At 61.7% G+C, this 20,760-nt stretch carries 19 protein-coding genes; 9 read left to right on the top strand and 10 right to left on the bottom strand.

The window, feature by feature from the left end; genetic code table 11:
- The 6 genes from NCR40_RS27065 to NCR40_RS27090 form a co-directional block, all read left to right on the top strand.
- On the top strand, positions 1-408 hold a 408-nt coding region (locus NCR40_RS27065), incomplete at its 5' end, for an electron transfer flavoprotein subunit alpha/FixB family protein (RefSeq protein WP_250511264.1).
- A 169-nt stretch (positions 409-577) separates the two neighbouring features.
- A complete protein-coding gene (locus tag NCR40_RS27070) occupies positions 578-1,327 on the top strand; it encodes an IclR family transcriptional regulator (protein ID WP_250511265.1) in 750 nt (249 codons plus the stop codon).
- 40 nt (positions 1,328-1,367) lie between these two features.
- Positions 1,368-2,141 carry a transporter substrate-binding domain-containing protein gene (locus NCR40_RS27075; RefSeq protein ID WP_244831435.1) on the top strand — a complete coding sequence of 258 codons (774 nt, stop codon included), beginning with the start codon at positions 1,368-1,370 and terminating at the stop codon, positions 2,139-2,141.
- Positions 2,142-2,158: 17 nt separating this feature from the next.
- Positions 2,159-2,827, top strand: coding sequence for an amino acid ABC transporter permease (locus NCR40_RS27080; protein WP_250469534.1), 669 nt, complete (start codon positions 2,159-2,161; stop codon positions 2,825-2,827).
- Positions 2,824-3,588, top strand: a complete 765-nt coding sequence (locus NCR40_RS27085) for an amino acid ABC transporter ATP-binding protein (RefSeq protein WP_244831437.1) — start codon at positions 2,824-2,826, stop codon at positions 3,586-3,588. Before NCR40_RS27080 ends, NCR40_RS27085 begins: the two co-directional genes overlap by 4 nt.
- Before the next feature lie 36 nt (positions 3,589-3,624).
- Positions 3,625-5,025, top strand: coding sequence for a formimidoylglutamate deiminase (locus NCR40_RS27090; RefSeq protein WP_250511266.1), 1,401 nt, complete (start codon positions 3,625-3,627; stop codon positions 5,023-5,025).
- Positions 5,026-5,111: 86 nt separating this feature from the next.
- Here NCR40_RS27090 and NCR40_RS27095 read toward each other — a convergent pair whose 3' ends face one another.
- From NCR40_RS27095 to NCR40_RS27120, 6 genes are all read right to left on the bottom strand, one after another.
- Complete coding sequence (locus NCR40_RS27095) at positions 5,112-5,954, bottom strand: IclR family transcriptional regulator (RefSeq protein WP_250511267.1); 843 nt, start codon at positions 5,952-5,954, stop codon at positions 5,112-5,114.
- A gap of 73 nt (positions 5,955-6,027) precedes the next feature.
- The gene (locus tag NCR40_RS27100; RefSeq protein ID WP_250469537.1) at positions 6,028-7,569 is read right to left on the bottom strand and encodes an AMP-binding protein; all 1,542 of its coding nucleotides are present in this window, start codon (positions 7,567-7,569) and stop codon (positions 6,028-6,030) included.
- Positions 7,570-7,626: 57 nt separating this feature from the next.
- Positions 7,627-9,408, bottom strand: coding sequence for an ABC transporter permease subunit (locus NCR40_RS27105; protein WP_250469538.1), 1,782 nt, complete (start codon positions 9,406-9,408; stop codon positions 7,627-7,629).
- Between the two features lie 10 nt (positions 9,409-9,418).
- Positions 9,419-10,480: an ABC transporter ATP-binding protein gene (locus tag NCR40_RS27110; RefSeq protein WP_250511268.1), complete on the bottom strand. Its 1,062-nt coding sequence runs from the start codon at positions 10,478-10,480 to the stop codon at positions 9,419-9,421.
- A gap of 10 nt (positions 10,481-10,490) precedes the next feature.
- Positions 10,491-11,552, bottom strand: coding sequence for an ABC transporter substrate-binding protein (locus NCR40_RS27115; RefSeq protein WP_250469540.1), 1,062 nt, complete (start codon positions 11,550-11,552; stop codon positions 10,491-10,493).
- 54 nt (positions 11,553-11,606) lie between these two features.
- Positions 11,607-12,368, bottom strand: coding sequence for an enoyl-CoA hydratase/isomerase family protein (locus tag NCR40_RS27120; RefSeq protein WP_250469541.1), 762 nt, complete (start codon positions 12,366-12,368; stop codon positions 11,607-11,609).
- 262 nt (positions 12,369-12,630) lie between these two features.
- On the opposite strand from NCR40_RS27120, the gene NCR40_RS27125 reads away from it, so the two are divergent.
- Entirely contained in the window at positions 12,631-13,014 is a 384-nt protein-coding gene (locus tag NCR40_RS27125) for a LysR family transcriptional regulator (RefSeq protein WP_350029330.1), read from the top strand.
- 167 nt (positions 13,015-13,181) lie between these two features.
- Here NCR40_RS27125 and NCR40_RS27130 read toward each other — a convergent pair whose 3' ends face one another.
- Positions 13,182-14,516, bottom strand: coding sequence for an MFS transporter (locus NCR40_RS27130; protein WP_250511269.1), 1,335 nt, complete (start codon positions 14,514-14,516; stop codon positions 13,182-13,184).
- An 84-nt stretch (positions 14,517-14,600) separates the two neighbouring features.
- Positions 14,601-15,386 (bottom strand): SDR family oxidoreductase, encoded by a 786-nt coding sequence (locus NCR40_RS27135; protein WP_250511270.1) that lies wholly within the window; start codon positions 15,384-15,386, stop codon positions 14,601-14,603.
- 663 nt (positions 15,387-16,049) lie between these two features.
- Here NCR40_RS27135 and NCR40_RS27140 point away from each other — a divergent pair.
- On the top strand, positions 16,050-16,223 hold the full coding sequence (locus tag NCR40_RS27140) for a Flp family type IVb pilin (protein ID WP_244831949.1): 174 nt from the start codon (positions 16,050-16,052) through the stop codon (positions 16,221-16,223).
- A gap of 50 nt (positions 16,224-16,273) precedes the next feature.
- Here the strand turns inward: NCR40_RS27140 and NCR40_RS27145 are convergent, their stop codons facing one another.
- On the bottom strand, positions 16,274-17,158 hold the full coding sequence (locus NCR40_RS27145) for a LysR family transcriptional regulator (protein WP_250511271.1): 885 nt from the start codon (positions 17,156-17,158) through the stop codon (positions 16,274-16,276).
- Between the two features lie 123 nt (positions 17,159-17,281).
- Between NCR40_RS27145 and argC the strand changes: the two genes are divergently transcribed.
- Entirely contained in the window at positions 17,282-18,220 is a 939-nt protein-coding gene (argC, locus tag NCR40_RS27150; protein WP_250494792.1) for an N-acetyl-gamma-glutamyl-phosphate reductase, read from the top strand.
- A 2-nt stretch (positions 18,221-18,222) separates the two neighbouring features.
- On the opposite strand, the gene NCR40_RS27155 is transcribed toward argC, so the two are convergent.
- Positions 18,223-19,899: an ABC-F family ATP-binding cassette domain-containing protein gene (locus NCR40_RS27155; protein ID WP_250494793.1), complete on the bottom strand. Its 1,677-nt coding sequence runs from the start codon at positions 19,897-19,899 to the stop codon at positions 18,223-18,225.
- Positions 19,900-20,760 lie beyond the last annotated feature (861 nt).

Below are 20,760 nucleotides of genomic sequence, written 5' to 3' on the forward strand. Positions count from 1 at the left end.
GTCAGCCGCGAAGTCACGAAGCTGGATCGGCCGGAACTGACTTCGGCTTCGATCATCGTGTCGGGTGGACGTGGTCTCGGCAGCGGCGAGAACTACACGAAGGTGCTCGAACCGTTGGCCGACAAGCTTGGCGCGGCAATGGGCGCATCACGCGCGGCGGTGGATGCCGGTTACGTGCCGAACGACTATCAAGTGGGTCAGACGGGCAAGATCGTCGCGCCGCAGTTGTACGTGGCCGTTGGTATTTCGGGCGCCATTCAGCATCTGGCCGGGATGAAGGACAGTAAGGTCATCGTCGCCATCAACAAAGATCCGGAAGCGCCTATTTTCAGCGTCGCGGATTACGGCGTCGTCGGCGACCTGTTTTCGCTCGTGCCGGAACTGACTGAAACGATCGACATGCGCTGACCCAGGAGGCGTATCGGGCAAACCTTGCCGCGCCTCGCGTGCATGACCCCCTCACGTTCGGCTAAAAACCTCACCTTTATTCCCAATCGCTGGGAATCCCTTTTTTGTCCGCCGGGAGCGATGTGGCATTCTGCGCTCATCGACATCGCCTTTCCGGCTGGACATCACAGTGAAACGGGAAACTAACGTCACCGGCGCCGAGCGCCTGCTGCTCGTGCTGACCGCGCTCGCCAGCCACGGCAAGGCCATGTCCGCGAAGGACATACTCGCCGCCACCGGTCTCGCGCAGAGCACGCTTTATCGGCAAGTGGCGTTGCTCAAACGCTGGGGCTTCGTCACCGAGGACGCCGGTTTTTACGCGCCCGGCCCGATCAGTCTTCAACTCGCGCTCGGCTTCGACGTCAATTCGCTGCTGGTCGAAGCGAGCCGCGAAGGCATGCTGAAGCTCGCGAACGCCACGCAGGAAAGCGTCGGCCTGATCGTCGCCGTGAACGATCAGGTGATCTGCCTCGAAATGATCGAGAGCACGCAGTCGTTGCGCTGCTCTTTTGAAAAGGGACGCTCGGTGCCGTTGCGCTCGGGCGCATCCGCCAAGTCGCTGCTCGCCTTCATGGCCGACAAACTGCGCGCCGAGACGCTGGAACGTCTGTTCGCCAACGACGATGCCACCCGCGCCGCCCTCGAAACCGAACTGGAGCGCATTCGCTCGCGCGGCTTCGCGGTGAGCGAAAGCGAAGTCGATCCCGGCGTATGGGGCGTAAGCGCGCCCGTGTTCCGGCGCGCGTCGCGCAGCGCGGGCGCGAGCGCATCGATCACGCTGATGGCGCCCTCCTCGCGCGCGGCAGGCCGGGAGCAGCAACTCGCGGACTGGACCGTGCGCGCCGCCAATGCCATATCCGCGCGGCTGCAGGCCGCCTGAACCGCCAATCAACGACAGACCACACCCCTGGAGCCACGCCATGAAAATCAAAAACCTGCTTTCCGCCGCGAGTTTCGGTATCGCCATGATGATTGCCGCGCTGCCTGGCGCCGCGGCCGCGCAAGACTCGAACGTTTTGAACGTCGCCACGGACGCTACCTTCCCGCCGATGGAGTTCGTCGACAAGGGTCAGCGCACCGGCTTCGATATCGACATCATGAACGCGCTCGCCAAGAGCATGGGCAAGCAGATTCAGTGGACCGATATCGACTTCAAGGGACTGGTTCCGGGCCTCGTCGCCCATCGTTTCGATGCAGCCATCTCCGGCATCTACATCACGCCGGAACGCGCCCAGGTGATCGATTTCACCCAGTCGTACTTCGCGGGCGGCCTGTCCGCACTGGTCAAGGCGGATTCGCCGATCAAGACGCTCGCCGATCTCAACGGCAAGAAAGTGACGGTGCAGGTCGGCACGAAATCGGTCAACTTCCTGCGCGACAACTATCCGCAAGTGCAGCGCGTGGAAGTGGAAAAGAATCAGGAGATGTTCGATCTGGTCGGCATCGGCCGCGCGGATGCCGCCGTGACGGGCAAGCCCGCCGCATTCCAGTTCGCGCGCACGCGCCCCGGCTTTCGCGTGCTGGACAAGGAGCTGACGACCGAGGCATATGGCATCGCGGTGCGCAAGGACGAGCCGCAATTGCGCGATCAGATGAACGCCGCGCTCGCCAAGATCAAGGCGGACGGCACCTACGACGCGATCGTGAAGAAGTGGTTCAGCGCGAGCGCCGGCACGACGGCAAGCGCGAAGTAAGCCGGCGGACCTGAGCCATGCAACTCGACTTCACGCCAGCCTTCGCCGGTTGGGACGATCTGGCGCATGGCGCGCTCGTCACGGTGGAAGTGACCGCCGCCGCGCTCGTGCTCTCGTGCCTGCTCGGACTTCTGATCGGCATCGGCCGGCTCTCGCCGCAGCGGCGCATCGTCTACGGCTTCTGCACCGGATATCTGATCTTCTTTCGCGGCACGCCCTTGCTCGTGCAACTGTTTCTGCTGTTCTTCGGCCTGCCGCAGTTCAATATCCTGCTGCCTGCCTTCGTGTGCGGCATGCTCGGGCTCGGCCTGTATTCGGCGGCCTACGTGTCGGAGGTCGTGCGTGGCGCGATTCAATCGGTGGATCGTGGACAGATGGAAGCTGCGCGCTCCATCGGCATGTCGGCGGGTCAGGCCATGCGAGCGATCATTCTTCCGCAAGCCGTCGTGCGCATGATTCCGCCGCTCGGCAACGAGTTCATCGCGCTCATCAAGAACTCGGCGCTGGTGTCGCTTCTGACCATCGACGATCTCATGCACGAAGCACAGAAGATCATCAGCGTGTCGTACCGGTCGCTGGAGGTGTATCTCGTCGTCGCGCTCGTCTATCTCGTCCTGACGCAGACGACGAACTACATTCTTCATCGCGTGGAGCGACGGCTGCGCGCAGGAGGCATGGTGCAATGAACAGCGCCCAACCCATTCTCAGCATTCGCGATCTCACTAAGTCGTTCGGGACGCATCGCGTATTGAACGGTATCGACTTCGATATAGAGCCGAGTCAAGTTGTCGTGGTGATCGGGCCAAGCGGCTCCGGCAAGAGCACGTTTCTGCGCTGCTGCAACGGTCTGGAGCAGCCCGAGCGCGGAACCATCGACATCTGCGGGCATCGTCTCGTCGATCAGGGAACCATGCTCAAGGAGCGCGCGCTGAATGCATTGCGCACGGAAGTGGGCATGGTGTTTCAGTCGTTCAATCTGTTCCCGCATCTTTCGGTGCTGCACAACATTACCGTGGGACCGCGGATGTTGCGCGGTGCATCGAAGGCAGATGCCGAAACGGCCGCGCTAGGCCTGCTCAGAAAAGTCGGCCTCGAACACAAGGCGCATGCCATGCCCGCGAGTTTGTCGGGCGGCCAGAAACAGCGCGTCGCCATTGCGCGGGCGCTGGCCATGCAACCGCGCGTCATGCTCTTCGACGAACCCACGTCCGCGCTCGATCCCGAACTCGTCGGCGAAGTGCTTCAGGTGATGAAGCTGCTCGCCGCCGAAGGCATGACCATGCTCGTCGTCACGCATGAGATGGGCTTTGCGAGAGAAGTGGCGGATGTCGTCGTCGTGATGGATGGCGGCGAGATCGTCGAGGCAGGCCCGCCCTCGCAAATCTTTTCGACGCCCACGCAGCCTCGTACACGCTCGTTCCTGCAAGCGGTTTTGTCGCGTGCGTGAATGTTTCACCGATGCCCGATACCGAGTAGTCCGCTCATGAATACACGCACGAAATCACTCTTTGCGGCGCATGCGCTTTTGCCCGAAGGCTGGCGCACCGACGTGCTGCTCGAATGGGACGCCACAGGTACGCTCGTGGCGGTCACACCCGATAAGCGCGATGTGCCCGCGGGCGTCGCGCGTGCCGCCGGACCGGTCATTCCCGGCATGCCGAATCTTCATTCGCACGCGTTTCAGCGCGCGATGGCCGGACTCACCGAGTATCGCGCGAACCCGACCGACAGTTTCTGGAGCTGGCGGGAACTGATGTATCGCTTCGCCGCGCGCATCACGCCCGAGACGCTCGGCGCCATTGCGCGCTGGCTGTATGTCGAGATGCTCAAGGCTGGTTACACGTCCGTCTGCGAGTTCCATTACGTGCATCACGCGGAGGATGGAACGCGCCATGCAAACCCCGCCGAGCTTGCGCAACGCGTGGTGGATGCGGCGAGCGAAACCGGCATCGGCATGACGATGCTGCCGGTGCTCTATCAGTTCAGCGGCTTCGGCGAAGAGCCACCTCGCGACGATCAGCGGCGCTTCGTCAATACCACCGAAGGCTATCTCGATCTGCTAGCCGCGTTGCGTCATGCCCGGCCCGAACATGGCGCACTGCGATACGGCGTCGCGCCGCATTCGCTGCGCGCGGTGTCGGAGGCGTCTCTGCGCGTCGTCATCGAAGCGTTGAATGACATTTCGCCTGACGCGCCGGTTCATATCCACATCGCGGAGCAAACAGCGGAAGTGGATGCTTCGCTTGCCGCGCTGGGCGCGCGGCCCGTGCAATGGCTGCTGGATCGTTTCGACGTGAACGCGCGCTGGTGCCTCGTGCATGCGACGCATATCGACGCCAGCGAAACCGCTGCGCTCGCGAAAAGCGGCGCCATTGCGGGCCTGTGCCTCACCACCGAAGCGAATCTCGGCGACGGGATTTTCCCCGCGAACGACTACCTCGACGCAGGCGGCGCTTTCGGTATCGGCTCGGATAGTCATGTCGGCGTGGACTGGCGCGCGGAACTGCGACTGCTCGAATATGGCCAGCGTCTGTCGCGGCGGCAGCGTAACGTGCTGGCATCGGACGAAACGGCGCACGTTGCCGATCGCCTGTTTCGCGACGCCCTCGAAGGCGGCGCATGCGCGACCGGCCGCGCAGTCGGCGCGCTCATGCCGGGGGCGCGCGCGGATTGGATCGTGCTCGACGCCGATCATCCGAATCTTGCGGAACAGACGAGCGCGACGTGGCTCTCTTCCGTCGTATTCTGCGAACACGGCGAATCGCCCGTGCGCGATGTGTTCGTTGGCGGCGAGTGCGTGATCCGTGAGCGTCGGCATCGCGATGAAGCGCGGCATTATCGCGACTATCGTGCGGCGCTTGCGCGGCTTTTTGCCGGCGCTTGAATCTACACAGTATCGCTGTCGTGCCCGTCGTTCGAGGGCGTGCCGATCGTCGCGCTCCAAGCGGCGTCGAACCTATTCGATGCGGCTTATTCGATGCGCCTGCGCGTGGAAATGGCGGACGCCGTGGAAATGACGAGATCCGCGAAGCGCTTTTCGTCGCGATCGGCCTGCCAGCGCGAACGCGCCACCGCAATGTTCACCGCGCCGATGCCTCGTCCGTGCGCATTGGTGATGGCGGCCGCGGTGGAGATGTCGCTGACGAAATATTCGTCCTCCGTGTGCGCATAGCCCTGCTTGCGAATCTGTGCAATACGCTCCTTGATCTTGCGCGGCTGATACACCGTCGAGGCCGTATAGGGCACGAGGTTGGTACGCGAGAGAATGTCGTCGATCTCGCCGTCGGCGAGCGTGGCGAGGATCGAGAGACCGGGCGCCGTGCAATAAGCCGGCAAGCGCGAGCCGGTGATGACGTGCGCGTTGAACACGTTGCGGCTCACGATGCGCAGCACGAAAACGATGTCCGTGTCGTCCAGCACGGTGAGATTGGTGGCCTCTTCCGTCTCCGATCCGAGTTGCTGCAGATACGGCGTGGCGCGGCTCACGAGATCGTTCGACGTGAGGTAGTGATAGGTGAAGTCCAGCAGCCGTGGCGACAGTTCGTACTTGCGGCTGTCGGGGTCCTTGAACAGATAGCCGAGCGCCGCCAGCGTAAAACTGAAGCGCTGCGTCGCGCTCATGTCGAAGCCCGTGATGGCCGAGATTTCCGAAAGCGACAACTGCCGCTTGCTACCGTCGAAAGCCGTGAGCACCTTCATGGCCTTTTCGACGGACTGTACGTACAGCGACGACGCAGTTGCGTCCACCGCCTCGCCAAGCCCTTTCGCGGCGGCGTTCTTGCGTTTTCGCGGGGCTTTGGACTCGTCGCTCATCTCTCGTATGCTTTTGTCGTCGATGGCAAAATTATCGCATAGCCCTATTACCCTATCTGAATGCGATAACTCCTTAGGCTTTCACGCTGGCCAGCCGATCCCACGCGTCTTCCACGCTGCGCGACAGCAGATGCTTCTTGATGCGTTCGCTCGCCGTCAGTTCGAAGCCCGGCGCCGCGCGGTAATAACGCGGCAACTGAAAACTCGCGAGGCGCTCTCGCGCCCATATGTGCAGCGTTTCCCAGTCCACCGGCTCGTCCTTGAACTGCACGTTGAGCAGAATGTCCTGCTCGCCGACCGCCGACGCCACGCCCATCGCAGCGCTCAACCGCACCGCCGGATGCGTCGCGAAAACGCGTTCGATCTCCCATGCCGACACGTTCTCGCCGCGCACACGCATGCTGTCCGTCTGCCGGCCGACGAAATACAGATCGCCATCGGCGTCGCGGCGCGCGCGATCGCCCGTGTGCAATTTGCCGTTGCGAAGCGCAGATTTCGTCGCCTCGGGATTCTTCAGATACGCTGGCAAAAAGGTCCCTTCCACTTTGCTCGACAACACGATCTCACCCGCCTCGCCTGGCGGCACCGGCTGGCCGTGTTCATCGAGCAATTCGATATCGAGCCACGGCAGCGCGCGGCCGATGGACCCCGGCTTGCCGGTAACGTTCGCGGTAGCGAAGCTAGAACACTCCGTCATGCCGTAGCACTCGCGCAGACGCACCTTGAGGCGCGTTTGTATCGGCTCCCACGCAGACGCGCTCACACCCGCGCCCCACGCCACGCGCAACGAATGCGCTGAAGGCTGCGCGGCTTCGGGCAACTGCATCAGGATATCGAGCACGCCGCCAAGGTAATGCAGTTGCGTCGCGCCCGCGCGCTCCACTTGCGGCCAAAACTGCGAAGCCGAGAAGCGCGGCACCGCATGCAGTGTCACCGGTTCGAGGAACGGCAGCAACAGCATCTGCGCGCCGCCGATGTGGCACAGCGGCTCCCACAGGAACAGGCGGTCGCCCTCGCGCACGTCGGCGACACGCAACGCCGCTTCACTCGCAATGCGCATCATGCGATGCGTGAATACGACGCCCTTCGGCGCGCCCGTCGTGCCGGATGTATAGATGATGCACAACGGCGCGTCGACGGGGATCGCCGGCGTGGCGAACGCGGCGTTCGTATCCGCCGCATCGAACGCGGGCAGGCGCGTGCGTTTGGACATGCCGCAGTCGATCGATGCCGTGATCGCGTCGAACTCGCCGTCGATGACGAAGAGTTTCGGTTCTGCATGTTGCAGCAGATAGTCGAGGCCCGACGCGCGCAACTTGATGTTCACCGGCACCCAGACGAGGCCGCTCAACACGAGTGCGTAAATCAGATGAATGTGTTCGGGACTGTTGCCGAGCATCACCGCGACGCGATCGCCCGGCACGAGCCCCTGACCCGCGAACCAGCGTTGCAATTGCACGATATGACGCGAGGCGTCCGCGCACGAGATTGCATGATCGTCGAAATGCACGACGGTGCGCGCGGGCGTGGCGCGCAATCCGGCCGCGAGGAGCGGCGCGCAATCGAGTTCGTCGTTCGCGTGCCGGTGGCCAAAGTATTCTGAATAACGATGCATGTTCGAATCGGGTTATGGACTGCTTTTATGGCTGGGTGTCGCTGAATGGTGTCGAAATCAGCGCGCGCGGCGCTTGATCCACGACGACACCGCCACCACCAGCGCGATCAGCACGATCAGCGTGGTCGATACCGCCGCGAGCGTGGGCGTCACGGCCAATTGGATGTCGTCCCACATCTGTTTGGGTAGCGTCGAGTTGATGCCGCCGCTCACGAAGATCGCAATGGTGAGATCGTCGAAGGAAACCAGAAATGCGAACAGGAACGCCGCCGTCACGCTCGCCATCAGAAGCGGCAGCACGATCGACGTGATACGCCGCAGCGGCGATGCGCCCATGACCCGCGCGGCATCGTCCAGACGCCAGTCGAAGCGCTGGAAGCCGGCTGCAAGCGTCACCACCACGTAGGGAATAGCGAGCACCGTATGCCCGATCACGAGGCCGAGGTTGGTGCCCGTCAGCCCGAAGCGTCCGAACAGATACAGGAGCCCGACCGCCACCACGATACGCGGCACGATCAACGGCGCGACCAGCAGCGCGAACACCGGTTTGCTGGCGCGGCGCGGCATGCGCGTCATCGCGAGCGTCGCGCCGAAGCCGAGCAGCAGCGACAGCACCGCGGTGCCGAATCCCACTTCGAACGATCGGATGATCGCGCTGTGCCACACGGGCGAATCCATGAAGGTGCCGAACCACTTGCCGCTGAAAAGCTTCGGCGGGAACGCGATGTAGTCGCTCTTCGTGAACGCGTACGGAATCACCGACAGCACCGGCGCGACCAGCACCACCATGATCGCGCAGGTGTAGACGCCGAGCGGACTGGCTGCGCGCGCGGCGGTATCCGCATGCGGATTGCGGCGCATGAGAAACGGCGCGAAGAGGCGGCCGGCCAGCATCAGAACGGCGAGCTTGATGCCTTGCGCCCGCGAGCCGCGCGAACGCTCGGTGACTTCGCCCGTGAGCGAAGTCAGGCCGACCATGCGGTCATAGACGAAGAAGATCACGATCGAGCAGACGAGCAGCACGGTCGAGAGCGCGCCGGCGAACCGCATGTCGAAGAGTTCGAGCACGGACGAGATCACGAGTTGCGCGATCATCGTTTCCTTCGGCGAGCCAAGCAGCGCCGGCACGATGAAGAAGCCGAGACTCGAGATGAACACGAGCAGTCCCGCCGCCGCGACACCCGGCGACGACAAGGGCAGAAACACCGTGAAAAAGCTCATGCTGCGTTGCGCGCCGAGCGTTTCGGCGGCTTGTGTCAGACGGTCGTCGATACCGCGCATCACAGGCAGCATGGTCATCACGGCGAGCGGCATCATGGAATGCACCATGCCGATCAGGACGCCGGTCAGCGATGGAATCGTACCGCTCGTTTCCCGCACGAGACCGAGCGACAGCGCGATGGTCGACAGCACGCCGGTCTTGGAGAGCAGCAGCATCCACGCATAGGTTTTGACAAGGTAGCTGGTCCAGAACGGCAGCATGATCCACAACAGCCAGCGTTCGCGCACGCGTTCCGACAGACGGCTCAACATGTACGCAACCGGATAGCCGAGCAGAATGGACAACGCCGCCGTCATGAACGAGATGCCGAACGTAATCCACAAAACCTTGGCATAAACCGGCGTGCGCGCGATGCGTTCGAACTGCGAGAAACCGTATTGCCCGTCTGCGCCGACGAGTCCGCCTTGCAGAATCTCGCCGACCGGCACGATGAAGAACACCAGCAGGAACAACAAGGTCGGCACGATAGGCAAGATGCGCAACGTGCGCGCGGTCCACACGGACCGGCCGCGCCGCGAGCCTTCGTTCTCGCGTTGCGCGTGAAGTGCGATGGTCATATGCGCGTCCTCAGGCGTGCAGCAACGTGGTGCGATACGGGTCCCACACGAGGCCCACCCTTTCACCGATGCGTGGCGACAGGCTGCGCTCGCAGCGCACCGTGATCTCGCTGCCGTCGTTCATGGCGAGTTGCACGCGCGTATCGCTGCCGAAGAAAACGACATCGGCGATGGTGCCGTCGATGAAGCCGCTCTTCGGTTCCACGAGGCGCGGCGCCTCGGGACGCAGCAACAGCGTGTGGCGCGTCGACGGTGCGACTTGCGCGTTCATCGGCAAGGGAATGCGTCCGCCGGCGGCAAGCAGAATGGGCTCGCCGCCCTTGCCGCGCGTGTCGTCGAGCGCGCCTTCCAGCAGATTCGAGTGACCGATGAAGCCCGCCGCGAATCGCGTCGCCGGGCGGTCGTAGAGATCGGCGGGCGTGCCTACCTGTTCGATGCGCGCCTGATTCATGAGGCAGATGCGGTCCGAAAGCGTGAGCGCTTCGTCCTGATCGTGCGTGACGTAGACGAAGGTCGCGCCAAGCTCTTTGTGCAGACGGCGGATTTCCGACTGCATATGCTCGCGCAGCTTCTTGTCCAGCGCGCCGAGCGGCTCGTCCAGCAAGATCACCGACGGACGATACGCAAAGCATCGCGCCAGCGCGATACGCTGCTGCTGGCCGCCCGACAGTTCCTTCGGAAAGCGCTTGGCGTATTCGGTCATGCGCACCATGGCGAGCGCGTCGTCCACGGCGGCGCGCACGTCCTCGCGCGACTTGCGCCGCATGCGCAGACCGTATGCGACGTTGTCCCACACGCTCATGTGCGGAAAGAGCGCATAGCTCTGAAACACCATGCCGATGCCGCGCTTGCCCGGCTCGACATGCGTCACGTCGCGGCCATCTATCTCGATACGCCCCGCGCTCGGCGCAACGAGCCCGGAGATCATCTGCAACAACGTGGTCTTGCCCGAACCCGAGGGACCGAGCAGCGTCAGGAACTCGCCCGCCCGCACGGCGAGGTCCGTCGCTTCCAGCGCGATGGCGTCGCCATAACGCTTCGCGATGCCGATTGCCTCGAGTTTCGAGCTCATCTTCCGCTCCTTACGAAATGATCCACGAATTGAACCGCTCGGTGACTTTCTGGCGATTCTCTTCCCACCATTGCGGACTCGGCAGCTTCATGTCCTTGATGTTTTCCGGCGCCGTCGGCAACAGCGCGGCACGCTCCTTGTCGATGGTCTCGAACGACTTCTTGTTGGTCGGTCCGTAAGCCAGCGTGCGGGTGAGCGCGGCCTGGCGCTTCGCATCGGCGCAAAAGCGCACGAACTGCCTGGCTGCATCGGCGCGCGGCGTGCCCTTCGGAATGCCCCAGCCCTCGATGGAATACAGGCCCTGATTCCACACGATGTTGACCGGCGCGCCCGAATCCTTCGCGGCTTGCGCGCGGCCATTCCAGGTCGAGATCATGTCGACGTCGCCGCTCTGGATCGCCTGCATGGCCTGCGCGCCCGAGGTCCACCAGATGGCGATATGCGGCTTGATCTTGTCGAGACTCTTGAAGGCGCGATCAACGTCAAGCGGATAGAGCTTGTCGAGCGGCACGCCGTCGGCCAGCAGCGCCTGCTCCAGCGTGTCGAGCGGACTGCGCCGCAGGCAGCGGCGGCCGGGAAATTTCTTCACGTCCCAGAAATCCGCCCACGACTTCGGGCCGTTGTCCTTGAACTTGTCGGCGCGATAGGCAAGCACCGTCGAATACACGTCCACACCAAGCCAGTTCGGCGTGATCGCCTCGGGCATGATGTCCGGGAAGTCGCTCGCCTTCAGCCCGATCGGTTCGAGCAGCCCTTTCGACTCGAGATACGGAATGTCGGCGGACAACGTGAGCGTGGTTACGTCCCACACGTAGTTCTTGGTTTGCACCATCGCGGCGAACTGCGCCACCGGTTGAGATTCGCGCGCGACGCTCACCACCTTGATGCCGGTGGCTTTCTCGAACGGATCGTAGAAGGCCTCGCGATACGCCGTCGTGTACGGGCCGCCCGGGTCCGACACCACGATCTGCTTACTCTGCGCGCGTGCTGCAAGCGGCATTGCGCCAGTTACGGCTAGCGCAAGCGCGCCTTGCAGGGCGCGGCGTCGCGTCGGATTGAAGTCTTGCGTCATGTTTCAGGTCTCCCGCACAGGGATTGAAAAGGAACGGCTCGGCTTCAGCCCGATTTATTTGGCGCGCTTTTTGAAGAACGCTTCCATCATGCGAGCCGGCTCCCCGGAGTCGTACGCTTCGCGCTGAATGCGCATGCCCGCTTCGATGCAATCGACGAAACCCGGCTCCGTCATCTCGCGAAAACGCTGCTTGTCCAGACGCATGGCAACCGGTGGCTTGTCCGCGAGTTCGGTGGCGATTTCGAGCGCCTTCTCGAACACCTTTTCTTCCGGCACGAGGTGATGCATGAGACCGATGCGGTGACACTCCTCCGCGTCCATCAGGCGACCGGTGAGCGTGAGTTCGATGGTTCGCGACATGCCGAGCATCGAGTTCATGATCCACGGACCCGTCGTGCTGGCGATACCCGCGTTGATTTCCGGCTGACCCATGCGCACGCCCGGATGACCGACGCGAATGTCGCCGAGCAGCGCGACCTGAAATGCCGAGCCGGCGGCCGTGCCGTTGAGCGCCATGACGAGCGGCTTCTGAAGGCCGCGCAGCGCGGCGTAATAGCGCTGCCATTCCTTGACCCATTCCACGGCGCGCTCGCCGTCGAAGTCGTGCGCTTCCGACAGATCCTGCCCCGCCGAAAATGCGCGGTTGCCGGCGCCGGTCATGATGATCGCGGCGACCTGATCGTCGTCGTTGTAGCGATCGAGCGCGTCGATGATCTTGTTACGCATCGGCGTGGTCCACGCGTTGAGGCGCTCGGGACGATTCAGCGTAATGACCGCTACGCGGCCATGACTGGAAAACAGGACGTCTTCACTCATAATTATCGCATCGCAATAGTTGATGGTGAATGGCAATATAGGCCGATCAAAATTACGATGCAAGCGGGTTTACGAGATAGACTGCGGCCGGTTGCCGAGAGACGCTTGCACTTAGACGTTGAGCCGTTGGTCAACGCATCGCAACACGGCGTTTTCGCTAACCGCTCTGCACGAAGAATGCGCATGGCCCGCATGGCGGCGATAAACCGCGCCCGCCGCGTACTGACCGCGCACGGTGTCGCGGGCGATATCCGCGACCGACATGGCCCGCAGCGACTTAGATGGTCTTAGAGGCTTTTCGACGCGGTCCTTCTCCGGCGCCGCGCGCCAGAAGAAGTTGGAGCAGCCGGCCGTAGCGAAGACGGTTGCGCAAATGGCGGAACGTCTAGGCGCGCGTCTGCCGCTGCGTTCGACACGAGGGCTCGCGCCGGCGAAAGCCGGTCAGCGCTTTATTTGCACGCGCGCCGGACCATCGCAGAGGCGGAGCAAGCCGAGCAGGCGGTGCGCGATTTGTCGGACGGTTTTTCCGGAAGGTCGCGCATGGGCGCGGTTGCGTGTCTTGCCGGCGCTAAAGTCGTTCCTCGATCGACGCCTTGACCTCAGCATCAACATCGTTCTCGACGATCGCTCCGCTGATCTGCTCTAAGAAGGCGTCAATGTTGCGTTGCGCGTGCGGAACGCACCGGAGCAGTCGCCAATACGACTCGGGATGCTGGCGACTAGATGATGGATGGATCGCTTGACGCAGTGAGCGGCTCGCGTGGGAACGAGGCGTGGACCACTTTCCAGGTTCCCACGCCTCGCGCCGTATTTTTAGTTTTGTCCTCGCGCCACCACGACATCGCGGAACCGAATCTTCCGGGGCAATCCCCACGCAATGAGCACAGCCGTAATCGCGCACACCACGGCGATTGCATAGAGTCCCATCGACGGGCTCCCCAGCAGGTCCTTGACCTTGCCGACCATATAAGGCGCAACGATGCCGCCGAACTGTCCAAGCGAGTTGATCAGCGCAAGCCCGGCTGCCGCCGCGGCACCCGTCAGCATTCTGGCCGGGAACATCCAGAAAATGCCGAACGAAGCGATGACACCCGTAGCGGAGATGCTGAGGCCGAGCACGAGCAACACCGTATGACCGGGCCATGTGGCGCTGATCAGATAGCCGAGTGCCGCCGCGATCGCGCAGCCGGCCAGATGCCAGCGACGCTCTCCAGTACGGTCCGAACTATGACTGATGAGCACCGTGCCCGCCATTGCCGCGAGATAGGGAATCATCGTGATCAGACCGATGATGAGCGGGTCGCTCGTGCCCGCGCTCTTCACCAGTTGCGGCATCCAGAAGAGGAAGCCGTAGATCCCCATGCACAGCCCGAAATAGATCAGTGAGAACAGATAGATCACCGGCCAGCGCAGCGCAACGAGGAACGAATGCGTGCTGTCGACCTTGCGGTCGCGCGAGAGGATCGAGGCAAGAAGCGTCTTCTCCGAAGGCGTCAGCCACTTGGCGTCTTCCATCCGGTCATCGAGCACGATCAGCACCACGATGCCGAGCAGAACCGACGGCAAACCTTCGAGCAAAAACAGCCACTGCCAGCCGGGCATGCCATTCAAGCCATCGAAGAACTTCAGGATGCCGCCGGAAATCGGGCCACCGATGATTCCGCACAGTGCAATCGCCCCGAAAAAATACGAGTTCACGCGACCGCGCCGTTCGGCGGGAAACCACTGCGTGTAGAAGTAGAGCACGCCTGGCACGAACCCGGCTTCGAGTGCGCCGAGGAGAAACCGCAGGATATAGAACCAGGTTTCGTCGCGCACGAACATCATTGCCGCCGACGCGATGCCCCACGAAATCATGATGCGCGCGATCCAGCGTCGAGCACCGGTGCGCACCATGATCGCGTTACTTGGAATCTCGAACAGCAAATAACCGACGAAGAATACGCTTGCGCCAAAGCCGTACGCGGCGTCGCTGAAGCCGAGTTGAGCCTGCATTTGCAGCTTGGCGAAACTGATGTTCACGCGATCGAGGTAAGCAACCACGAAGCAGGCGAGGATCAAGGGAACGATACGTCGGGTTACTTTATTGAAGAGGTGCGCCTCGGCAGCGGTATCCATCTCCGGTATTTCGGTCAGCGTTTCGAGCATACCTGTCTCCATCGATTTGTTTTGTCTTCTAATTGCGGGCACCGGTTTCCAATCAACCAGTACACGCTGCGCTCGCTCGATTGTCTAGCCGCGTCCTATGAACGGCATCTTGGTTGCCATCACCGTCATGAACTGCACGTTCGCGCCGGGCGGCATGCTTGCCATGTAAGCGACGGATTGCGCCGCATGCGCCAAGTCCATCGTCGGCTCCGGCGCTCGCTCGCCGTTTGCCTGAAGAACGCCACCGGCCATTCCCGCGGCCATCTCTGTCAGAACGTTGCCGAAATCGATCTGACAGACCGCGATGTCGTACTTGCGCCCGTCCAGCGCGCAGGCCTTCGTCAAGCCACTGACTGCGTGCTTGCTTGCCGTGTAATCCGCGGAATGAAGACGCGGCGTATGTGCCGACAAGGAGCCGTTGTTGATGATCCGGCCGCCCGGCGGGTTATTTGCACGCATCCGGCGAAAGGCGGCTTGCGTGCACAAAAGCGTGCCGATCACATTGATATCGAGCATCGTGCGAAAGCGCTCTATCGAAAGATCCTCGACCGACACGCCTTCCACGCCAACTCCCGCGTTGTTGAAAAGCAGATCGAGGCGACCGTAGCGTTCCTGCACCGTGTCGAAGAGACGTTGTACCGATGCCGCGTTGGTGACATCGGTGGCGATGGCCATCAACTTGCTGGCGGATTCGGGATCGTGTTGCTCGTAGTCTCGAATGACCGCGTCGAGCGCCTCTTGCCGACGTCCGGCGAGCGCGACACACCAGCCATCGTTCGCGAGCGCGTGCACCGTTGCCCGACCAATACCGCTGCCTGCTCCCGTGACGATGGCTACGCGCAATGTCTTCTCTGTGTCGTGTCGAGTCATGACGGCTTCTGTTTGTTCTCGTCTGCGGTTGGCCCGGAGCGGTTTATCCGGCATGGATAGGCACTTATGACTTTGCAGTGAATCTAGCGAAAACTTTACAGGCCGGGTACTGAGACTTTTTGATAGCGGTATGACTTTGCGTTATACCGGGCGCTGTCGATTCACACTGCAGATGACGGCCCATTCGGCGCGAGAGCCAGTCCCCGTCTGCGTTCCCGAGGCGGCAACCACCCCGTAATCCGAATCGAGAACTTCCCTGCTTCGTCACAATCGCCCTTGCGCATAAGGGAATGTGCGTAGTACGACCGTATCGGTTCGAAAAGAATGGTTCGACGGCTCGCATATCGATTACGAGCCGGCTTGCGCAACCGCAGTTTCGGTAAAAAGGTGCGCCCCCGACGCCACGGCGGAACAAATCCCCTCTCGCTCATTCATGTTCTATCGCCGGGAGCCGTTATTGGATACATGGAGCATCGCATCAGGCACTGTGCGCTCAAGCGACGCTTCATACCCAGAGCCTGAACCGTAGGCCCGGGTACACGATGAAGCTTCTGCGCATTCAAAACCTTCGGATTCGTCAACTGAGAGAGACGACTACCGATGCAGACGACCAATCGGTACACCAGGCAAAGACACCACAACGTTGAACCCGAGGATCAAATCATGACGCACTTCTTCAAGCGCTATCTCAAGGATACGCGCGGCATTACCGCGATTGAATATGGCCTGATCGCCGGCGTACTTGCGCTGGGCATCATGACGTCCGTCAGCGGCGTCGCCACTCAACTGTCGACCACCTTTTCCGCCATCACGACCAAGCTCTCTACGATCCACTAAGCGTGGTCGGCGTTCTCTTCGGGAGTTTCGTGAGCCTCGACCCGGCAACGCTAGGCTAGTCGCAGATCCCACAAGACATCGAGTACCTGTCGAGTGGTGCGCTCAACGTGCCCCACACGGTGTGCAATGCCTAGCCGACGCCACAACGCCGGGCGCAGCGGACGCATGACGACGCGTCCGTCGGCCGATGGCGTCGTCGCCTCATGCGGCAGAAGCGCCGCGCCGTAACCTGCCGCCACGAGACTCTTGATCGCGTCGTTGTAGTTCAGCTGAATGCGCGGCGTCGGATGATGACCCGCCGTCGCAAACCACTCCGCTGTCAGACGCGAGAGACGCGTAGTCGCATCATTCAATATGAGAGGCCGAGCGGCCAGCCAATCAGGCGTGACACGGGCGGGACAACGCCAATGCGCGGGCACGAACGCCATCACCGGGTCGCGGCGCCAAGGCTTTATCACGAGTCCGGCCACGGAGAGTTGAGGCAGCGCGACCAGCCCGACATCCAGTCTCCCATCCGCCAATTGGGACAGCGTTTCATGCGACGTGAGCACCGCAAGCTGAATATCGATTGCGGGATTGTGCTGGCGCAACACGTCGAGCGCTTGCGGCAACAAGTGCGCGATCACACCAGTCGATGCACCGAGCCGCACCCGCCCTTCCAGTCCCTGCACCTGGCGTTCGATATCGTCCAACGCCTGCTCCGCATCGGCCAGCAGCCGACGCGCGCGTTCCACCAGCAACTCTCCTATTGCCGATGGCCTGACCTGCCCGCGCTTGCGTGACAAGAGCGGCGCCCCAATGCGGTCTTCGAGTTCAGCGACATGCAAACTGACCGTCGGAGGCGCCAGATGCAGAGCGCGCGCTGCATCGGCAAATGAGCCCCGCTCGGCAACCGCGATGAGAGTGCGCAAACGGTCAAGGCTGATCTCTCGCATGTTGGCGTCCAAATTCAGAAAAGTTGAATGTTCAAGTCATGAAATTCGAATTTTCTTATTCTAACGATTGGATGAACATAGGCGCTCGTTCTGCTCGTTACCACCACTCGGAGTATCTCGCGTATGAGCGCCCCCATTGTTTTCATCGATGGCGACCAAGGCACCACCGGATTGCAAATCCACGAACGGCTGCGTGATCGGACCGACATCACGCTGTTCACGCTTGCCGCCGAAGAACGTAAAGACTCACGCCGTCGCGCGGAAGCCATCAACGCCTGCGACATTGCAATTCTTTGTTTGCCCGATGCCGCCGCACGCGAGGCAGTGGACGCTATCGTCAATCCTGCCGTCAGAGTCATCGACGCGAGTTCGGCCCACCGCATACAGCCGGGCTGGACATACGGCTTTCCGGAGATGACGGCAGGACAAGCCGATCGCATTGCAAGCGCCCGTCGCGTCACCAATCCCGGCTGCTATCCGACAGGGGCAATTGGCTTGCTGCGTCCGCTGTTGCAGGCCGGACTGATACCAGGCGGCTATCCTGTCAGCATTCATGCGGTATCCGGCTACTCGGGACGCGGTCGTGCCGGCGTGGAGAAACACGAAGGTAAAGATGCCGTCAACGCGCCTTCATTCCAGGTATATGGTCTGGAGCTCGCGCACAAGCACACGCCGGAGATCCAGGCGCATGCCGGACTCGCGCAGCGCCCGATTTTCGTGCCTGCGTATGGTGCGTTTCGCCAGGGCATTGTGCTGACGGTGCCGTTGGAGTTGCGGCTGCTCGCATCCGACGTGGATGGCGCCACGTTACACGCTTGCCTCGCGCGCCACTATGCGGACGCGGCCCACGTGCATGTCTTGCCGCCGCATGAATCGAGCGTTTTGCGGCATCTCGATCCTCAGGCGCTGAACGGTACGAACGACATGCACCTGAGCGTATTTTCCAACGTGGAACACGGGCAGGTTCTGCTGTCCGCGGTGTTCGACAACCTTGGCAAAGGGGCATCCGGCGCTGCGGTCCAGAACCTGAACCTGATGCTTACGCGGCAATGCCAAGGGTGAACTCAGGCGATGGCCTTTTGCTCTCCAGCGGCCTCGCGCATGCGACGTGCTTCGTCGCGCAGGAACTGCTGGTAATCGTCCAGATCGCCGTCGAAGGGTTCGACGCCGCCCTTGGTTACGAGCCAGAACTCGTCGCATACCGCGCGCAGCAGGGACCGGTCGTGACTGACCAACATCACCGTGCCTTCGAATTCGTTGAGTGCCATGCCTAGCGCTTCGCGTGTGGCCAGGTCGAGGTGGTTCGTAGGCTCGTCGAGCAGCAGCAGGTTAGGACGCTGCCATACGATCATGCACAGCACGAGCCGCGCCTTTTCGCCGCCGCTCATCGTGCCGACTGCCTGATGCACCATGTCGCCACTGAAGTTGAAAGTACCTAGGAACGTGCGAAGCGATTGTTCGGTGCCACTTTGGCCGGGCGCACGCATGTTCGCGGGCGTGTCCTTGGCAAGGCGGATCATGTGTTCCAGCGGCGTGTCGAGAGGACGCAGCACGTCGAGTTCTTGCTGCGCAAAGTAGCCGATGTTCAGGCCCTTGCCTTCGCTGATTTCGCCCGCAATCGGCGCAAGTTCGTGCGCCACCGTCTTCACCAGCGTGGACTTACCCTGGCCGTTGGCACCGAGAATACCAATGCGCTGTCCGGCCAGCACCGACCGGTTGATGCCTCGCACGATGACCGTCGGCGGCGTGCCGGGCTCGGCATCGCTCGGCGCCGGGTAGCCGAAGGTCGCGTCCAGCATCGACAACAACGGGTTCGGGACGTTGAGTGGCTCCTTGAACTCGAAGTTGAACTCTGCGTCGGCGAGCACGGGCGCGATCTTCTCCATGCGTTCGAGCGCCTTGACCCGGCTCTGCGCCTGCTTCGCCTTCGAAGCCGTTGCCTTGAATCGGTCGATGAACTTCTGCAGGTGGGCGATCTTGTCCGCCTGCTTGGCCATCGAGGCCTGCTGCAACGCCATCTGCTCGGCGCGCATGTCTTCGAACTTGCTGTAGTTGCCGCCGTAACGCACGAGCTTGGCGTTATCGACATGGACCGTTACCTGCGTGACCGCATCGAGGAATTCGCGATCGTGGCTGATCACGACCAAGGTTCCCTGATAACGCTTGAGCCACGCCTCCAGCCAGACCAGCGCGTCGAGGTCCAGGTGATTGGTCGGTTCGTCGAGCAACAGCAAGTCGGACGGACACATGAGCGCGCGCGCCAGTTGCAGCCGCATGCGCCAGCCGCCGGAAAAACTATTGACCGGCTGGCTAAGTTGCGCAGCACTGAAACCGAGCCCAAGGATCAGCGCTTGGGCACGCGCGGGGGCATCGTGCGCACCGGCGTCGTGAAGGGCCATGTAGGCGTGCGCCATGCGCATGCCATCGTCGTCGGTCTCCGCGGCGGCGACTTCGATCTGCGCGGCCAGCAACACGGTGTCGCCTTCAATTACGAAGTCGGTCGCGCTCTGCTCGGTCTCCGGCATCTCCTGCGCGACCTGGCCCATCTTCCAGGCAGCAGGAATCGAAAACTCGCCACTGTCCTCGTGCAGCGTGCCATTGAGAAGGCCGAAGAAGGACGACTTGCCGGCGCCATTGCGCCCTACGAGGCCGATCTTTTCGCCGGGGGTGAAGGTGACGGACGCGGAGTCGAGTACGACATTGACGCCACGGCGTAGCGTGACATTACGGACGGAAATCATAGAGAGCTACTTCGAAGAGGATAGGCATGATAGCCGACCGAGCGCGCCAAGCCTGCTTTTTTATGAACATGCGAGTCTCGGATCGCGCGCGATATTCAATCGATGTCACGATTTTCGCGAAATGTCCCCGTTAGCGCTCGTCATTCACGCCAAAGGTGCAAGCCATTGAAAATATGGCCTGATGTACGGGTAATTCAACACGTCCGTTCGCATCATGCCTTAAAAGAAATTCGCATTGCGGGCGCTCATTAATAACACGTATGGGCTTTTTTTACGGTTGAGCGCCATGAATTACCCACTTCTACACTGACGCTCAAGCAAATCACTCGCGATCTCTGGCTAATCGCTCCAAGAAAAGTGGCTTAGTCGGAATATACTACCTATATAGTTAAAATATCCAAACCGTGTGGTGTAAATGCGACCTTCTCGCAAGTTGATCTGGATAATCTTCGTTTGAACCCGAGGGCCGATAACGACTGATCGAGAAGAGCAGGAAATGCTGGCTCGTCGTTCGGTGCGGTTCACTGGTAGAGAGCCGAGAAGGCCCATCAGTGCTATTACCCGCGATTTTCGCGGGTTTTTTTTGCCTTGAAGTTTCGAGAGGCGCAATTAAATGGTGCGCCGCATGGCTGCCTCGATTCGTCGTGTACCGGCGACAAGCGGCCCGCATTTTTCAGATGCGAAAACTGCCCACCGTCGATGCCAAAGTACATCGCATAGTCCGACCTACTCGTTAAAACCCTGGAACGACGTAAAGCGAGCCGTCCGGTTTCGATCTCGACGTGTCCGGACATGTCATTTCCGGATGAATCGCGTAAAGTTTCACCGTTCGATTCTTAAACTCGTCATGACCGCCCCAGG

The organism is Caballeronia sp. GACF4, assembly GCF_023631025.1.
Lineage (GTDB): Bacteria > Pseudomonadota > Gammaproteobacteria > Burkholderiales > Burkholderiaceae > Caballeronia.

Excerpts from the sequence above, each read along its gene's own strand:
- NCR40_RS27135 (WP_250511270.1), bottom strand. The coding sequence starts at position 15,386 with ATGACTCGACACGACACAGAGAAGACATTGCGCGTAGCCATCGTCACG.
- NCR40_RS27100 (WP_250469537.1), bottom strand. The coding sequence starts at position 7,569 with ATGCATCGTTATTCAGAATACTTTGGCCACCGGCACGCGAACGACGAA.
- NCR40_RS27120 (WP_250469541.1), bottom strand. The coding sequence starts at position 12,368 with ATGAGTGAAGACGTCCTGTTTTCCAGTCATGGCCGCGTAGCGGTCATT.
- NCR40_RS27115 (WP_250469540.1), bottom strand. The coding sequence starts at position 11,552 with ATGACGCAAGACTTCAATCCGACGCGACGCCGCGCCCTGCAAGGCGCG.
- NCR40_RS27090 (WP_250511266.1), top strand. The coding sequence starts at position 3,625 with ATGAATACACGCACGAAATCACTCTTTGCGGCGCATGCGCTTTTGCCC.
- NCR40_RS27105 (WP_250469538.1), bottom strand. The coding sequence starts at position 9,408 with ATGACCATCGCACTTCACGCGCAACGCGAGAACGAAGGCTCGCGGCGC.
- NCR40_RS27125 (WP_350029330.1), top strand. The coding sequence starts at position 12,631 with ATGGCCCGCAGCGACTTAGATGGTCTTAGAGGCTTTTCGACGCGGTCC.
- NCR40_RS27130 (WP_250511269.1), bottom strand. The coding sequence starts at position 14,516 with ATGCTCGAAACGCTGACCGAAATACCGGAGATGGATACCGCTGCCGAG.
- NCR40_RS27155 (WP_250494793.1), bottom strand. The coding sequence starts at position 19,899 with ATGATTTCCGTCCGTAATGTCACGCTACGCCGTGGCGTCAATGTCGTA.
- NCR40_RS27085 (WP_244831437.1), top strand. The coding sequence starts at position 2,824 with ATGAACAGCGCCCAACCCATTCTCAGCATTCGCGATCTCACTAAGTCG.
- NCR40_RS27110 (WP_250511268.1), bottom strand. The coding sequence starts at position 10,480 with ATGAGCTCGAAACTCGAGGCAATCGGCATCGCGAAGCGTTATGGCGAC.
- NCR40_RS27140 (WP_244831949.1), top strand. The coding sequence starts at position 16,050 with ATGACGCACTTCTTCAAGCGCTATCTCAAGGATACGCGCGGCATTACC.
- NCR40_RS27145 (WP_250511271.1), bottom strand. The coding sequence starts at position 17,158 with ATGCGAGAGATCAGCCTTGACCGTTTGCGCACTCTCATCGCGGTTGCC.
- NCR40_RS27075 (WP_244831435.1), top strand. The coding sequence starts at position 1,368 with ATGAAAATCAAAAACCTGCTTTCCGCCGCGAGTTTCGGTATCGCCATG.
- NCR40_RS27080 (WP_250469534.1), top strand. The coding sequence starts at position 2,159 with ATGCAACTCGACTTCACGCCAGCCTTCGCCGGTTGGGACGATCTGGCG.
- NCR40_RS27095 (WP_250511267.1), bottom strand. The coding sequence starts at position 5,954 with ATGAGCGACGAGTCCAAAGCCCCGCGAAAACGCAAGAACGCCGCCGCG.
- argC (WP_250494792.1), top strand. The coding sequence starts at position 17,282 with ATGAGCGCCCCCATTGTTTTCATCGATGGCGACCAAGGCACCACCGGA.